The organism is Mycobacterium sp. (assembly GCF_047975165.1).
Classification (GTDB): Bacteria; Actinomycetota; Actinomycetes; order Mycobacteriales; family Mycobacteriaceae; genus Mycobacterium.
Genome location: NZ_JBKECZ010000095.1, coordinates 49,188 through 65,239, shown reverse-complemented (window position 1 = coordinate 65,239; position 16,052 = coordinate 49,188). Strand labels below are relative to the sequence as shown.

At 67.3% G+C, this 16,052-nt stretch carries 11 protein-coding genes and 2 rRNA genes; 7 read left to right on the top strand and 6 right to left on the bottom strand.

Annotation, left to right across the window (positions count from 1 at the left end; genetic code table 11):
- Window positions 1–584: ribosomal RNA gene (locus ACK5M9_RS10030) — 23S ribosomal RNA — on the top strand; the annotation flags it as partial.
- 98 nt (window positions 585–682) lie between these two features.
- A 5S ribosomal RNA gene (rrf, locus tag ACK5M9_RS10025) occupies window positions 683–796 on the top strand.
- Between the two features lie 192 nt (window positions 797–988).
- Here rrf and ACK5M9_RS10020 read toward each other — a convergent pair.
- Together ACK5M9_RS10020 and ACK5M9_RS10015 are read right to left on the bottom strand one after the other, a co-directional pair.
- On the bottom strand, window positions 989–1,483 hold the full coding sequence (locus tag ACK5M9_RS10020) for a methylated-DNA--[protein]-cysteine S-methyltransferase (protein ID WP_416893012.1): 495 nt from the start codon (window positions 1,481–1,483) through the stop codon (window positions 989–991).
- Entirely contained in the window at window positions 1,480–2,982 is a 1,503-nt protein-coding gene (locus ACK5M9_RS10015; RefSeq protein WP_416893011.1) for an AlkA N-terminal domain-containing protein, read from the bottom strand. The genes ACK5M9_RS10020 and ACK5M9_RS10015 overlap by 4 nt, the downstream gene beginning before the upstream one ends.
- A 175-nt stretch (window positions 2,983–3,157) precedes the next feature.
- Between ACK5M9_RS10015 and nucS the strand changes: the two genes are divergently transcribed.
- Both nucS and ACK5M9_RS10005 read left to right on the top strand, forming a co-directional pair.
- Window positions 3,158–3,820, top strand: a complete 663-nt coding sequence (nucS, locus tag ACK5M9_RS10010; RefSeq protein WP_416893010.1) for an endonuclease NucS — start codon at window positions 3,158–3,160, stop codon at window positions 3,818–3,820.
- Between the two features lie 16 nt (window positions 3,821–3,836).
- Complete coding sequence (locus tag ACK5M9_RS10005; RefSeq protein WP_416893009.1) at window positions 3,837–4,160, top strand: hypothetical protein; 324 nt, start codon at window positions 3,837–3,839, stop codon at window positions 4,158–4,160.
- Here ACK5M9_RS10005 and mce read toward each other — a convergent pair.
- Window positions 4,157–4,624 (bottom strand): methylmalonyl-CoA epimerase, encoded by a 468-nt coding sequence (mce, locus tag ACK5M9_RS10000; RefSeq protein ID WP_416893008.1) that lies wholly within the window; start codon window positions 4,622–4,624, stop codon window positions 4,157–4,159. The two genes, ACK5M9_RS10005 and mce, sit on opposite strands and share 4 nt — an antisense overlap.
- 82 nt (window positions 4,625–4,706) lie before the next feature.
- On the opposite strand from mce, the gene ACK5M9_RS09995 reads away from it, so the two are divergent.
- Window positions 4,707–5,888: an acetyl-CoA C-acetyltransferase gene (locus ACK5M9_RS09995; protein WP_416893007.1), complete on the top strand. Its 1,182-nt coding sequence runs from the start codon at window positions 4,707–4,709 to the stop codon at window positions 5,886–5,888.
- A gap of 142 nt (window positions 5,889–6,030) precedes the next feature.
- A complete protein-coding gene (locus ACK5M9_RS09990; protein ID WP_416893006.1) occupies window positions 6,031–6,963 on the top strand; it encodes a co-chaperone YbbN in 933 nt (310 codons plus the stop codon).
- Window positions 6,964–6,998: 35 nt separating this feature from the next.
- Here ACK5M9_RS09990 and glgB read toward each other — a convergent pair whose 3' ends face one another.
- Window positions 6,999–9,194, bottom strand: a complete 2,196-nt coding sequence (glgB, locus tag ACK5M9_RS09985) for a 1,4-alpha-glucan branching protein GlgB (RefSeq protein ID WP_416893005.1) — start codon at window positions 9,192–9,194, stop codon at window positions 6,999–7,001.
- Window positions 9,195–9,200: 6 nt separating this feature from the next.
- Window positions 9,201–11,294, bottom strand: a complete 2,094-nt coding sequence (locus ACK5M9_RS09980; RefSeq protein ID WP_416893004.1) for an alpha-1,4-glucan--maltose-1-phosphate maltosyltransferase — start codon at window positions 11,292–11,294, stop codon at window positions 9,201–9,203.
- Between the two features lie 151 nt (window positions 11,295–11,445).
- Between ACK5M9_RS09980 and glgP the strand changes: the two genes are divergently transcribed.
- A complete protein-coding gene (glgP, locus tag ACK5M9_RS09975; protein WP_416893003.1) occupies window positions 11,446–14,040 on the top strand; it encodes an alpha-glucan family phosphorylase in 2,595 nt (864 codons plus the stop codon).
- Here glgP and ACK5M9_RS09970 read toward each other — a convergent pair.
- Complete coding sequence (locus tag ACK5M9_RS09970; protein WP_416893002.1) at window positions 14,027–16,048, bottom strand: ATP-dependent DNA helicase; 2,022 nt, start codon at window positions 16,046–16,048, stop codon at window positions 14,027–14,029. The two genes, glgP and ACK5M9_RS09970, sit on opposite strands and share 14 nt — an antisense overlap.
- Between the last annotated feature and the right edge of the window lie 4 nt (window positions 16,049–16,052).

Here is a 16,052-nt window from a genome sequence, read left to right as displayed (position 1 = left end):
GTTGAGTGTAAATGCACAAGGGAGCTTTACTGCGAGACCTACAAGTCAAGCAGGGACGAAAGTCGGGATTAGTGATCCGGCACCCCCGAGTGGAAGGGGTGTCGCTCAACGGATAAAAGGTACCCCGGGGATAACAGGCTGATCTTCCCCAAGAGTCCATATCGACGGGATGGTTTGGCACCTCGATGTCGGCTCGTCGCATCCTGGGGCTGGAGCAGGTCCCAAGGGTTGGGCTGTTCGCCCATTAAAGCGGCACGCGAGCTGGGTTTAGAACGTCGTGAGACAGTTCGGTCTCTATCCGCCGCGCGCGTCAGAAGCTTGAGGAAACCTGTCCCTAGTACGAGAGGACCGGGACGGACGAACCTCTAGTGCACCAGTTGTTCCACCAGGAGCACCGCTGGATAGCTACGTTCGGACAGGATAACCGCTGAAAGCATCTAAGCGGGAAACCTTCTCCAAGACCAGGCTTCTCACCCTTTTAGAGGGATAAGGCCCCCCGCAGACTACGGGATTGATAGGCCAGACCTGTAAGCACCAGTAATGGGCGTAGGGAACTGGCACTAACCGGCCGAAAACTTACCAACACAAATCAAATCGCAACCACTATCTGTTCCCCGGCTTCACGGCCGTGGACACCACACCCTGCCACCAGAACAACTTGTTCGCATCAAATAAATAGAGTTACGGCGGCCACAGCGACAGGGAAACGCCCGGTCCCATCCCGAACCCGGAAGCTAAGCCTGTCAGCGCCGATGATACTGCCCTTCTCGGGTGGAAAAGTAGGACACCGCCGAACATACACAAAAACACCCCCATTCAGTTGGGGGTGTTTTTGTGTATGCGGTCACCCGGGCAGCAGGCGCCGCGCATCTTGCGAATCGCTCGCGAGCGTAACGTGGTTGCGGTTTCGGGCTCCGGATTTGGCTGTGGCGTTACGCTCGCGAGCGTAACGTGGTTGCGGTTTCGGGCTCCGGATTTGGCTGTGGCGTTACGCTCGCGAGTAAGCGAGCTGAATCACCCCGCTTTCCAAGTCGAGCAGAGTTTGTTTGCGGCGCAGGCCGCCTCCGTATCCGGTCAGTTTTCCGCCGGCCCCTATTACCCGGTGGCAGGGGACGATGATCGATACCGGATTGTGCCCGTTGGCCGATCCGACGGCACGTGCGGCCCCGGGGGACCCGATCTGCTCGGCGATCTCGCCGTACGTACGAGTCTGGCCGTAGGGAATGGTCAGCAGCGCCCGCCACACCCGTTGCTGGAAATCGGTGCCGCGCAATTCGAGTTTGATGTCGAATTCCGTCAGCCGGCCTGAAAAATAGGTGTCGAGTTGTCTGGCGACGTCGGAGAACGCGCTGTTGTCCAGCCTCCATTCGGCGCGGCTGGGCTCGTAGGTTTGGTCGACCATCCGGAGATTGGTCAGCGTGTCGCCGCGTCCCGCCAGTGTCAGCGGGCCTATCGGGCTGTCGATGGTGCGGAAGCCGATCATGGGATCTCCAGGGGAAGTCGGGTGGCAGTGGGCCACCGGTTGACAGGGTGGTCGAGGGTGCTCCAGAGGTGCTGGGCGGCGTAGGACCGCCACGGTCGCCAACGGTTGCTGTATTCGGCCAGACCACCTCGCCGGCCGATCAACCCGAATCGCTCGGCGGCCAGCTTGACGCCGAGATCGCCGGCGGGGAATGCGTCCGGGTCGCCCAGCCCGCGCATGGCGATCATCTCCGCGGTCCAGGGGCCGATTCCGGGCAGATCGAGGAGCTGCCGTCTCGCGCGCACCCAGTCACATCCGGCGTCGAGGACGACGCGGCCACCGGCGATGCCGCTGATCAGTGCCCGCAGCGCTTCTTGGCGTGTCTTCGGGAGGGCCAGCCGGGCGGGATCGATCTCGGCGAGTTGTTCGATCGACGGAAAGACGTGCGTCAGCCCGCCCGTGGGATCTGCCAGGGGATCACCGTAGGCTGCGACCAGCCGGTGGGTGTGGGTGCGGGCGGCCTTGGTCGACACCTGTTGACCCAGGACCACCCGCACGGCCAGTTCGGCTTCGTCGACGCAGCGGGGAATGCGCTGCCCGGGTGCTTTGGCAACCAGGGGCGCCATCGCAGGGTCTGCGGCGAGCGCCTCGGCCACCGCCGTTGGGTCGGCGTCGAGATCCAGCAGGCGGCGGCACCGGGCGATTGCCGCGGTCAGGTCCGACAGATCGTCGAGCACCAGCAGGCAGCGCACATGATCGGATGCCGGCGTCAGCGTGGCCAGGCCGGCGCCGGCCGAAAGGCGCAGCGTCCGGCGGAAGGCGCCGTCGCGGACTTCCTCGCAGCCGGGCACCGCGGTGGCGGCCAGATGGCCGAACACACCTTCGTAGGCGAACGGTGTCCGGACTGCCAGTCGCAGCGAAACCACCCCCGCCGAGGCCGGGGGGGCGCCGAATCGGGTGGTGGCTCGCTTGCGCAATGCGGTTGGGGTACTGGCGCAGACCAGCTGCACGGTGTCGTTGAACTGGCGGATACTGGAGAACCCCGCGGCGAAGGCGACGTCGCCGAACGGCAGATCGGTGGTTTCGATCAGTACCCGGGCGGTCTGCAGGCGTTGGGCACGTGCCAACGTGATCGGGCCGGCGCCGAGCTCGGCCTGCAACAACCGTTCGATCTGGCGGGCGGTGTAGCCGAGGCGGGTAGCCAAGCCGGTGACCCCGTCGCGGTCCACCACTCCGTCGGCGATCAGGCGCATTGCGCGCGCGACGACGTCACCGCGGGTGTTCCATTCGGGTGACCCCGGGGAGGTGTCGGGACAGCACCGCTTGCAGGCGCGAAAGCCCGCACGTTGCGCGGCGGCCGCCGACGGTAGGAATCGCACATTCCGGGCCAGCGGCAGCCGGGCCGGGCAGCTCGGCCGGCAGTAGATCCGCGTGGTCAGGACCGCGGTGACGAACCAGCCGTCGAACCGCCGGTCTCTGGCCCGCACCGCCCGGTAACACCGCTGGAAATCCTCGTGCACACTCCGACAATGACACCCCCGGGTCGCGATGACTAGCGGAAATCCGACATTGTGGTCTGTGGGCCGGTCAGCGCCGGTTGCCCCGCCGCGGGCCGGTTGCGGCCGGGGTGTCCGATGAGGCCGGCCGGGTGCGCTGCTTCCCGGGGCCGCCGGCAGGGGCTCTAAGGTAAGTCGGGTGCGTCTCGTCATCGCCCAGTGCACCGTCGACTACGTGGGCCGGCTCACCGCGCATCTGCCGTCGGCACGCCGGTTGCTGCTGGTCAAAGCCGACGGTTCGGTCAGCGTGCATGCAGACGACCGCGCCTACAAGCCGCTGAACTGGATGAGCCCGCCGTGTTGGCTGACCGAAGTGCCCGGTGGGGTTTGGGTGGTCGAGAACAAAGCCGGCGAACAGCTGCGGATCACCGTCGAGGAAATCGAGCACGACTCCATCCATGAACTGGGTGTCGATCCGGGGCTGGTGAAGGACGGAGTGGAAGCCCACCTGCAGGCGCTGCTGGCCGAGCATGTCCAGCTGCTGGGCCAGGGGTACACCCTGGTGCGCCGGGAGTATATGACCCCGATCGGTCCGGTCGATTTGCTGTGCCGCGACGAGACGGGCGGGTCGGTCGCCGTGGAGATCAAGCGACGTGGCGAGATCGACGGTGTGGAGCAGCTCACTCGCTACCTGGACCTGCTCAATCGTGACACGGTGCTGGCCCCGGTCAAGGGGGTCTTCGCCGCTCAGCAGATCAAACCGCAGGCCCGCACCTTGGCCACCGATCGCGGTATCCGTTGTCTGACATTGGATTACGACCAGATGCGTGGGTTGGACAACGACGAATACCGGCTGTTCTGAGGCCCGGGAACCTCGGATGCCTCGCCGTCGCAAGCAGTCTCGCGGATCACGGTCACGCGGGCGGCCGGACTCCTGGCCGGCGATGCCGCGTCGGGTGGAAACCGGGCCGGACGGCTACGAGTACGAAGTGCGTCCGATCCCGGGGGCACGGGCGGTCAAGACCTACCGCTGTCCCGGGTGCGATCACGAAATCCGCCCTGGGACCGCGCATGTGGTGGTGTGGCAGACCGAGGCGGCAGTCGGGGCAGGGGCAGCGGCAGGGGTCGATGAGCGACGGCACTGGCACACGCCGTGCTGGGGAAACCGGACCAACCGCGGTCCGACCCGCAGGTGGTCCTAGCCGATTGCGCGCGAAGCCGGTTCGACCAGCTCGATCAGAACTCCGCCGGCATCCTTCGGGTGGATGAAGTTGATCCGCGAGTTCGCGGTCCCGCGCCGCGGGGCGTCGTAGACCAGTCGGACGCCCTGCGATCGCAGCTGCTCGCACATGGCGTCCAAGTCGCTGATCCGGCAGGCGAGCTGCTGGATGCCCGGCCCGCGCTTGTCGATGAACTTGGCGATCACCGAGGATTCGTCGAGCGGAGCCATCAGCTGGATCTGGGCGGTGGTTCCCGGGACCGCCAGCATTGCTTCGCGAATGCCCTGATCGTCGTTGACTTCCTCGTGCACCAGGATCATGCCGAGGTGGTCGTGGTACCACTCGATGGCGGCATCCAGATCGGCAACGGCGATTCCGACGTGATCGAGTCCGGTTACCAGCGAGTTAGCCAGTACCGAGCGGGCCTCAGCTTGATCGGTGGTCACAACACAACGGTAACCTCTTGGCAGAGAAGCCGCTTCCCCGGGTTGGCCGGACCAGCCTGGCGGTGCGCTCGTAGGAGGTGTGATGACCACGTCGGTGATCGTTGCTGGGGCACGAACTCCCATCGGCAGACTGATGGGATCGCTGAAGGACTTCAGCGCCAGCGATCTGGGTTCCATCGCGATCAAGGCCGCTTTGGAAAAGGCCAACGTGCCGGCCTCGACTGTCGAGTACGTGATCATGGGCCAGGTTCTGACCGCCGGAGCCGGGCAGATGCCCGCCCGTCAGTCGGCAGTCGGGGCCGGTATCGGATGGGATGTGCCGGCGCTGACCATCAACAAGATGTGCCTGTCCGGCATCGACGCGATCGCCCTGGCCGACCAGCTCATTCGAGCCGGCGAATTCGACGTCGTGGTGGCCGGCGGCCAGGAATCCATGACCAGGGCGCCGCATCTGCTGATGGACAGCCGGTCGGGCTACCGGTACGGCGACGTCACCGTCCTGGACCATCTGGCCTACGACGGGCTGCACGACGTCTTCACCGATCAGCCGATGGGGGCACTGACCGAGCAGCGCAACGACATCGACAAGTTCACCCGCCGGGAACAGGACGAATACGCCGCCGCCTCGCACCGCAAGGCGGCCGCGAGCTGGAAGGACGGCGTATTCGCCGACGAAGTCGTCGCGGTGGAAATCCCGCAGCGCAAGGGAGATCCCGTGCAGTTCCGCGAAGACGAGGGCATTCGCGCCAACACCACCGCGGACTCGCTGGCCGGCCTCAAGCCGGCGTTCCGCCGCGAGGGCACGATCACCGCGGGTTCGGCGTCGCAGATATCCGACGGTGCGGCCGCGGCGGTGGTGATGAACAAGGAGAAGGCCCAGGCCCTGGGGCTTTCCTGGCTGGCAGAAATCGGCGCCCACGGCGTGGTGGCCGGACCGGATTCGACACTGCAGTCGCAGCCGGCCAACGCGATCAAAAAGGCGTTGGGCCGGGAGGGCATCTCGGTGGACCAGCTCGACGTGGTGGAGATCAACGAGGCGTTCGCCGCGGTGGCGCTGGCCTCGACAAGGGAACTCGGGGTGGACCCGGCAATCGTCAACGTCGACGGCGGCGCGATCGCCGTCGGACACCCGATCGGGATGTCGGGCGCCCGGATCACACTGCACGTGGCCCTGGAATTGGCGCGCCGTGGGACCGGCTACGGCGTTGCTGCGCTGTGCGGGGCCGGCGGCCAGGGAGACGCGTTGATCCTGCGGGCCGGCTAACCTTCGGCGGCCCGCCGGAGTTTGCTGACCGCCCCTGGTCCGGTGGGGTTGGCCGTCGGTGTGAGATTGCTCATATCGGCGGGTGGTGGTTCTGTGCCACCGGGTCGAGCGGTGCGGCGACCGGCGTGACAAGATCGACGCTGTGACACGTCCCCGGCCCCCGATCGGGCCAGCGTTGGCCGGTGCGGTCGACCTGTCCGGTCTCAAACAACGTGCTCAACAGAATGCCGCCGCGGGTTCCGCTCCGGCCAGGGGCGCCGTCCCCGCCCCGGGCGGGGCCGCCGGTCCCGGGGTCACCCGGCTCACCGAGGCCAATTTCGAAGACGCGGTGATCAACCGGTCCGACGAGGTTCCGGTAGTGGTGTTGTTGTGGTCGTCGCGCAGCGACGTGTGCGTCGAGTTGTTCGACACACTGGCCGGCATGGTCGCGATCAGTGACGGCAAGTGGGCAATGGCGGAGGCCGACGTCGACGAGTTGCCGGGGATGGCCCAGGTCTTCGGGGTGCAGGCGGTACCCACGGTGGTGGCTTTGGCTGCCGGACAGCCGATTTCGAGCTTCCAGGGTGCTCAGCCCGCCGACCAGCTGCAGCAGTGGATCGACAAGATCCTCGAGGCGACCGACGGAAAATTGCGGGGTCGTGGAGGTTCCGGTGAGCCGGCCGGTGTCGACCCGGCGTTGGCCCGGGCCCGCGAGGAGCTCGAATCCGGAGACCTGGAGGCGGCCAGGGCTTCGTATCAGGCGATCCTGGACGCCGACCAGTCCAGCGCGGAAGCCAAGGGTGCGATCCGCCAGATCGATTTCCTCACTCGCGCAACGGCGCAGCGCCCCGATGCCGTCCAGGTCGCCGACGCGGCGCCCGAGGATATCGAGGCGGCGTTCGCCGCGGCCGACGTGCAGATCCTGAATCAGGATGTTGGGGGGGCTTTCGGACGGCTGATTGCCCTGGTGAGCAGCACCTTTGGTGATGAGCGCAGCACGGTGCGGACGCGGCTGATCGAGTTGTTCGAACTCTTCGACCCGGCCGATCCCGAGGTGGTTGCGGGCCGGCGTAATCTGGCCAGCGCGCTCTACTGAACCGTGCCGCCGGGGCACAACGTCGGCGACCGGCGCTATGCGGGCTCCAGCCATAGCGCCGACAGGGGTGGCAGCACGACCACCGCGGATGCCGGCCGGCCGTGCCAGGGTTCCTCGGATGCGTCGACGCCGCCGAGATTGCCTATGCCAGAACCTTCGTAGACCGCCGCGTCGCTGTTGAGCACCTCGCGCCAGCGGCCGGCAACCGGCAGGCCGAGGCGGTAGTTGCTGTGCTCGCAGCCGGCGAAATTGAAGACGCAGGCCATGACCGAGCCGTCGCTGCCCACCCGCAGGAAGCTCAAGACGTTGTTCGCCGAATCGTTGGCGTCGATCCAGGAATAGCCCTCGGGCGTGGTGTCCTGGCTCCACAATGCCGGGCGGCTGCGATAGATGTCGTTGATGTCGCGCACCAGTCGCAGCATTCCGGTGGAGAAGCCGTCCTCATCGAGCTGCCACCAGTCCAGGCCGCGTTCCTCCGACCATTCGGCACGCTGGCCGAATTCCTGCCCCATGAACAGCAGTTGCTTCCCCGGGTGCGCCCACTGGTAGGCAAGCAGGCTGCGCAGCCCGGCCGCCCTGGTGTGGTCGTCGCCGGGCAGCCGGCTCCACAGCGTGCCTTTGCCGTGCACGACCTCGTCGTGGCTCAGCGGCAGCACGTAGTTCTCGCTGAAGGCGTAGACCACCGAGAACGTCATCTCGTGATGGTGGTAGCTGCGGTAGATGGGATCGCGGCCGATGTAGTCGAGGGTGTCGTGCATCCAGCCCATATTCCATTTCATCGAAAAACCTAGGCCGCCGAGGTTCGTCGGCCGGGTGACTCCCGGCCACGAGGTCGATTCCTCGGCGATGGTGACGATGCCGGGTGCGGCTTTGTGGGCGGTCGCGTTCATCTCCTGAAGGAACTCAACGGCTTCCAGGTTTTCCCGCCCGCCGTGGACGTTCGGTGTCCAGCCGCCTTCCGGCCGCGAATAGTCCAGGTAGAGCATCGATGCCACCGCGTCCACCCGCAGGCCGTCGATGTGGAATTCCAGGATCCAATACAGTGCGTTGGCCACCAGGAAGTTCCTTACCTCCGGTCGTCCGAAGTCGAATACGTATGTGCCCCAATCGGGTTGCTCTCCTCGATTGGGGTCGGCATGTTCGTACAGCGGTGTGCCGTCAAAGCGGCCCAGGGCCCAGGCGTCTTTGGGGAAGTGCGCGGGAACCCAGTCGGCGATCACGCCGATTCCCCCTCGGTGCAGGGCGTCCACCAGCGCGCGGAACTCATCCGGTGTGCCGAACCGGGAGGACGGTGCGTAGTAGGAGGTGACCTGGTATCCCCACGAGCCGCCGAAGGGGTGCTCAGCGACCGGTAGCAGTTCGACATGGGTGAATCCTTGTTCGACAACGTATTCGGTCAACTCTTCGGCCAGTTGCAGATAGCTGAGCCCGGGTCGCCAGGAGCCCAGGTGCACCTCGTAGGTGCTCATCGGCTCCAACACCGGGTTACGCTGCCCGCGTTGGGCGATCCAGGCGGAGTCGCCCCAGTCGTAGTCGCTGACCGTCACCCTCGACGCCGTCTGCGGCGGTATCTGGGTGGCGAACGCGAACGGGTCGGCTCGGTCTGAAACCGACCCGTCGGCGCCGTGCACCTGGAATTTGTAGAGACCGTCGGTGGGAAAGCCGGGCCGGAACAACTCCCACACCCCCGAGGAACCGAGCATGCGCATCGGAGCGTCGTTGCCGTTCCACCCATTGAACTCACCGATCAGGCCGACGCCGGTCGCGTTGGGTGCCCACACGGCGAATGACACCCCGGTGACCGTGCCGTCGGGTGTGGTGAAGCTACGTCGGTGGGCGCCCAGGACATCCCAGAGTTGTTCATGGCGGCCCTCGGCGAACAGGTGCAGGTCGATCTCGCCCAGCGTGGGCAGGAACCGGTAGCCGTCGGCGACAACCTGGGGCCCGGTGCCGTCGGTACATATTTCGAGCCGGTAGTCGACGAGGTCGACGAACGGTAGTGCAACGGCAAACAGGCCGGAATCCAAGTGCCGCAGCGGAAATCGTTCGTCGCCTACGAGCGCGACCACCCTGTTCGCCTTCGGACGGAACACCCGGATGACCGTATGGTCGCCGTACTCGTGGGCTCCCAGAACGGCGTGCGGATCGCGATGGGTGCCGCAGATCAGCAGCGCCACATCGGCGGCGGGAGGTAGCAGGTTTCCGGTGCTGCGGCGGTCAGAGTGATTCATCGGCGCTCATTGCCCGCACAGCAGGCCGATTCGGGATTCTTCGGGTATCAACGGCATATTGACGATGTGCGCGACGGCACGGTCCGGGTCGATGCGGACATAGTTGGCCTGCCCCCATTGGTACTCCTCGCCGGTGATTTCGTCGCGGACCCAGAACCGGTCCTCGTCCTGCATGCCCAACGCAGCCATGTCCAGCCGCAGCGTTGCTTCCTGGGCATCGGACACGTTGAGCGTCACCACGATGAGCACACAGTCGCCGGTTTCCGGGTCGAACTTGCTGTAGGCCAGCAGGGCATCGTTGTCCACATGGTGGAACTCGATGGTGCGCAGCTGCCGCAATGCCGGGTGCAGCCGTCGAATGGTGTTGAGCGCCGCGATGAACGGCTCCAGGGACTCCCCTGCGGCGAGTGCGCCGGCGAAGTCGCGGGGGCGCAGTTCGTATTTCTCCGAATTCAGGTATTCCTCGCTCCCGTCGCCGACCGCGCGCCTTTCGAACAGCTCGTAGCCGGAGTACATACCCCAGGACGGGCTCATGGTGGCCGCCAGGACCGCGCGGACGGCGAACATCGCCGGGCCGTTGTGCTGCAGGATCGCGTGCAGGATGTCGGGTGTGTTGACGAACAGGTTCGGCGTGCGAAAGTCGGCGAATCGTGCTATTTCCCGGCCGAATTCGGTGAGCTCCCATTTGGCCGTGCGCCAGGTGAAGTAGCTGTAGGACTGGGTGAAACCCAGTTTGGCAAGCCCGTACTGCCGCACCGGTGGCGTGAATGCCTCGGCCAGGAACAGCACATCGGGGTCGATGGACTTCACCGCGCCGATCAGCCAGACCCAGAAATCGGGGGGTTTGGTGTGCGGATTGTCGACCCGGAAAAACCGAACGCCGTGGCCGACCCAATGAAGCACCACCCGCAGCACTTCGGCGTAGAGGCCGGCGGGATCGCGGTCGAAGTTGAGCGGATATATGTCCTGGTATTTCTTGGGTGGGTTCTCCGCGTAGGCGATGGTGCCGTCGGGCAGCTCGGTGAACCAGTTGCGGTGTTTGCGGGCCCAGGGGTGATCCGGGGCGCACTGCAGTGCCAGATCCAGGGCCACCTCCATCCCGAGGCCGCGGGCGGTGGCAACGAAGTCGTCGAAGTCGTCGATGGTGCCCAGCCGCGGGTGGACGGCGTCGTGGCCGCCGTCGTCGCTGCCGATCGCCCACGGCGACCCGACATCGGAGACGGTGGCGACGGGGTTGTTGTTGCGGCCCTTGCGGTGCAGCCTGCCGATCGGATGGATCGGCGGCAGATAGACCACGTCGAAGCCCATCCCGGCGATCCTGGGTAGCGCCGCGGCTGCGGTGGCGAACGTGCCGTGCGCCGGGTTCCCGTTGGCGTCCCAACCGCCGGTCGACCGGGGAAACAGCTCGTACCAGGAACCGAAGTGGGCCGCAGGACGATCCGCCCAGACAGTGAACGGTTCGCCCTGGGTGACCAGTTCCCGCAAGGGAAACTCCGCGAGCAACCGCTCGATACCGGGTGCCAGTGCGAGCGCGCAGCGGGGTGCCGGATCGCCCGGAGTGCGCAGCGCCGCAGCGGCTTCGAGCAATGTCCGGCGGCGGCGGCGCGGCGCCCCCGCCGCCGCGCGGTCGAACAGGTCTGCGCCGATGAGCAGGTCGTTGGACAGCTCCTGCTCGCCCTGTCCCGCATCGAGTTTGGCGACCAGGCCGTGGCGCCAGGTGTGTACCGGGTCGCCCCAGCCGTCGATGCGAAGCATCCACAGGCCGACCCGGTCCGGTGCGAACCGGCCGTGGAAGACGTATGGTTCCGGGCCCATCGTCATCGGAAGACGCAACTCTTCGGAACCCTCGTGGCGGATGTCCCGGCCCTGCTCGGGGGTCGATGCGGCCGGGGTCGATGGGGCGGGGGTCGATTCGGCCCCTGCCGCCCGCGGATACTGCCTCCCGATGTACCGGACCGCCAGGGTGGCTGCCACCGCCTCGTGCCCCTCGCGCCACACCGATGCCCGGACCGGGATCACCTCGCCGACCACGGCTTTGGCTGGATACCTACCGCAGGATACGACGGGTGAGACATCATCGATCTCGATACGACCGGGCACCGATCCTCCGTCCTCTCCGGTTCGCTGCGGCCCGTCCTCACCCTAGTGGCCGGCCGTCCCCCCGGGCGCCCGACTCGTGGCGATTCCGGTGTTGCCGAACCGGGTCCGGGCAACGGCACGGCCGGCCCGGACCCCAGTAGGCTACCGACGTGTGAAGGCCCTCCGCCGCTTTACCGTGCGTGCCCAGCTACCCGCTCGTCTGAGTGCGCTGGATCGGCTGTCGGCCAACCTTCGATGGTCGTGGGATACCCCGACACGGGACCTGTTTGCCAGCATCGACTCAGACCTGTGGTCTACCTGCGGCCAGGATCCGGTCGCGCTGCTGGGGGCGGTGACACCGCTGCGGCTCGACGAGTTGGCGCTCGATGAGGAGTTTCTGCACCGGCTCGACGAACGTGCCGCCGACTTGGACGACTACCTGAGCCGGCCGATGTGGTATCAGCAGCAGGAAGGCGCCGGTGTAGCGATGCCCGCCGGGATCGCGTACTTCTCCATGGAATTCGGTGTCACCCAGGCCATTCCCAACTATTCGGGCGGGCTCGGGATCCTGGCGGGCGATCATCTCAAGGCCGCCTCGGATCTGGGATTGCCGTTGATCGGCGTCGGGCTGTACTACCGCTCCGGCTACTTTCGGCAGTCGCTGACCGCCGACGGCTGGCAGCACGAGACGTACCCGTCGCTCGACCCGCAGGGCTTGCCGTTGCGACTGCTCGCCGACGCCGCGGGCGATCCGGCGGTCGTCGAGCTGACGCTGTCGGATTCCGTACGGCTGCGGGCGCGGATCTGGGTCGCGCAGGTCGGCAGGGTGCCGTTGCTGCTGCTGGACGCCGACGTCCCGGAGAATCGGCACGACCTGCGCCGCGTGACCGACCGGCTCTACGGCGGGGACCAGGAACACCGCATCAGGCAAGAGCTGCTGGCCGGAATCGGCGGGGTGCGTGCCATCCGTGCCTTCACCGCCATCGAAAGCTGTCCGGCGCCCGAGGTGTTCCACATGAACGAGGGGCACGCCGGGTTCCTCGGAATCGAACGCATCCGGGAGCTGGTCACCGATGCGGGACTGGACTTCGACACCGCGCTGGCGGTGGTTCGCTCCAGCACCGTGTTCACCACGCACACCCCGGTGCCGGCGGGCATCGACCGGTTCCCGCTGGAGTTGGTGCGCGAGTACCTCGAGGGCGCCGGCGACGACTCATCGAGATTGCTTCCCGGGGTGGCCGTCGACCGGGTGCTGGCGCTGGGCGCTGAGGAGGATCCGGCCACGTTCAACATGGCCCACATGGGGCTGCGGCTGGCTCAGCGGGCCAACGGTGTCTCGCAGTTGCACGGCCGGGTCAGCCGCGCGATGTTCAACGGGCTGTGGCCCGGATTCGACTCGAACGAGGTGCCGATCGGCTCGATCACCAACGGAGTTCACGCCCGCACCTGGGCCGCGCCGCCCTGGCTGCAACTGGGACGTGAGCTGGCCGGCTCCGATTCGTTCAGCATGCCCGCGGTATGGCTGCGGGTGCAGCAGGTGGACGCCGCCAAGCTGTGGTCGATCCGTTCGCAACTGCGGGCGCTGCTCATCGAGGACATCCGGGCCCGGCTACGTGCGTCATGGCTGGAACGCGGTGCTTCCGAGGCTGAATTAGGCTGGATTGCAACGGCATTCGATCCAACCGTGCTCACCATGGGATTTGCCCGGCGAGTGCCGACCTACAAGCGGCTGACCCTGATGCTGCGCGACCCGGACCGGCTGGAGCGGTTGCTGCTCGACCAGCGGCGGCCGATCCAGCTGATCGTCGCGGGCAAGTCGCACCCGGCCGACGACGGTGGCAAGGCGCTGATTCAGCAGATCGTGCGTTTTGCGGACCGCCCGGAGGTGCGCCACCGGATCGCTTTCCTGCCCAACTACGACATGTCGATGGCCCGGTTGCTGTACTGGGGTTGCGATGTGTGGCTCAACAATCCGCTGCGTCCACTGGAGGCCTGCGGCACCTCGGGAATGAAGAGCGCCCTCAACGGCGGCCTGAACCTGTCGATCCGCGACGGTTGGTGGGACGAATGGTACGACGGTCAGAACGGCTGGGAGATACCGTCGGCCGACGGGGTGGCCGATGAGGACCGTCGCGACGACCTGGAGGCCACCGCGCTCTACGGCCTGCTGGAGGACTCGGTGGCGCCGACGTTCTACGAGCGGGACGAACACGGCACACCGCCGCGCTGGATCGAGATGGTGCGCCACACCCTGCAGACGCTGGGCCCGAAAGTGCTGGCATCGCGGATGGTGACCGACTACGTCGAGCAGTACTACATCCCGGCGGCGCGATCGCGACGCGCAATTGTCGCGGCGCCGGAAGGCGGCGCGGCCTTCGACGCGGCCCGTGAGCTGGCCGCCTACCGCCGCCGGGTGGTCGAGGCCTGGCCGGCAGTCCGCATCGGCGATGTCGACAGCACCGGATTGCCGGACGTCCCGATCCTCGGCTCGAAGCTCACCCTGAGCGCTACCGTCGGGCTCGCGGGGCTGACACCGGACGACGTGGTGGTGCAGGCGGTGTTGGGCAGGCTCGATTCCGGCGACGAACTGATGGATCCCCATACCGTCGAGATGACCCACACCGGGGGCGCCGCCGGCGGCGATCAGGTGTTCTCGACGACGATGCCGCTTCCGCTGGCGGGCACCCTCGGATACACCCTGCGGGTGCTGCCGCGCCACCCGATGCTGGCCGGAGACGGTGAACTCGGACTGGTCACCCTGGCTTGACCGGCTCGCCGACGTCGGCCGCCAGACGCTGCAACGCTCCGCGGACCTGCGCGGGGTCGGTGGTCGGCCAGAACGGCGGCAGCGAGGCGCGCAGGTACCGGCCGTACCGGGCGGTGGCCATGCGCGAGTCCAGCACGGCAACCACACCGCGATCGTCGGCGCGTCGCAGCAGCCGGCCCGCCCCCTGGGCAAGCAGCAGGGCCGCGTGGCCGGCCGCGACCGTCATGAAGCCGTTGCCGCCGCGCGCGGCCACGGCGCGCTGGCGGGCACTGAGCAGCGGATCGTCGGGCCGCGGGAACGGGATTCGGTCGATCAGCACCAGTGACAGCGAGGGCCCGGGAACATCCACCCCCTGCCACAGCGACAGTGTGCCGAACAGCGAGGCCGCCGGATCCTCGCGGAATTGCTCCACCAGCGCGGCGGTGCCGTCCTCGCCCTGGCACAGCATCGGGGTGTCGAGCCGCTCGCGCATCTCCTCGGTGGCGGCACGGGCCGCTCGCATCGACGAGAACAGGCCCAGTGTCCGCCCGCCGGCCGCGGTTATGAGCTCGGCGATCTCGGTCAACTGCTCGGCCGAGCCGGAACCGTCGCGCCCGGGTGCCGGCAGATGCGCTGCGACATAAAGGATTCCGGACTTCTCGTGGTGGAACGGCGATCCCACGTCGAGGCCGCGCCAGCTTTGTGCGGGGTCGGGCTCCGCTGTGCCGGACAGGCCCCAGGCGGTGGCCATCGCCTCGAACGTGCCGCCGACGGTCAGTGTGGCCGAGGTCAGCACGGTGGTCGAACGGGAGAAAACGTGGGTGGCCAGCAGCTCGGCCACCGCCAGCGGCGCCACCCGCAGTACCGCTCTGGGTGAACCGCGGTTGTCCTCGTGATCCAGCCAGACGATGTCGGTGCGGTCCGGGATGGCGGGGCCGAACGATGCGAGAATACGTGCCGCGGTGTCGGCGATCTCGGCCAGAGCGGAGCCGGCCTCCGCGCGTGCCGCGGCCGCGTGCGCATCGCCGGTGGCCTCGATCGCCGAGCGGGCTGCCCCGGCGGCGTCGCGCAACGCCGCGAGGTAGGTCGCGAGTTCGTCGTCCAGGTAATCCATCCGGCCGGGCCGACCATCGTGGATCGCCGAGGCGAAGGTGGCCGAGGCCGCCTCCATTCGCTGTAGGAGTTCCGGGCCGACCAGGCGGGTGATCCTTCGCGCGGCGACTCCCAGGGCCGCGGAGGTCAATTCGGCGGTGGCCACCGAGGTGACCCGGTCGGCCAGCTCGTGGGCTTCGTCGATGACCAGCAACTCGTGCTCGGGCAGCACCGCCGAATCGGCTACCGCGTCGATGGCCAGCAACGCGTGGTTGGTGACGACGACGTCGGCGTTGCCGGCCCGTGCGCGGGCCAGTTCGGAGAAGCATTCGGCGCCGAACGGGCAGCGGGCCACCCCGATGCACTCCCGCGCGGAGACGCTGACCTGGGACCAGGATCGGTCCGGCACACCGGGTTTGAGGTCGTCGCGGTCGCCGGAATCCGTCGTCGACGCCCACTCGGTGAGCCGTTGCACGTCGCGACCCAGTGCGCTGACCGCCATCGGGTCGAAGAGCGCTTCCGGTGGGGGTTCGTCGGAGTCTTCGGGGGTGGAACCGTGGATTTTGTTCAGGCACAGATAGTTTCGGCGGCCTTTGAGCAATGCGAACTCCGGGCTGCGGGGCAGGGCGCCGGTGATCGCCTCGGTCAGCCGGGGCAGGTCGCGGTCGACCAGCTGCCGTTGCAGAGCGATGGTGGCGGTGGAGACCACGACCGGGTGGTCGTCTTCGATCGCGTGCAGGATCGACGGGATCAAATATGCCAGCGACTTGCCGGTGCCGGTGCCGGCCTGCACCACCAGGTGCTCGCCGGTGTCGAATGCCCGCGCGACAGCGGCCGCCATCTGCACCTGGCCATCGCGCCGGCTGCCGCCGAGCGCGGCCACCGCTGTGGCCAGCAATGCCTCGACGGATTGCGACCGGGATTCGGGATCGGACACCGCG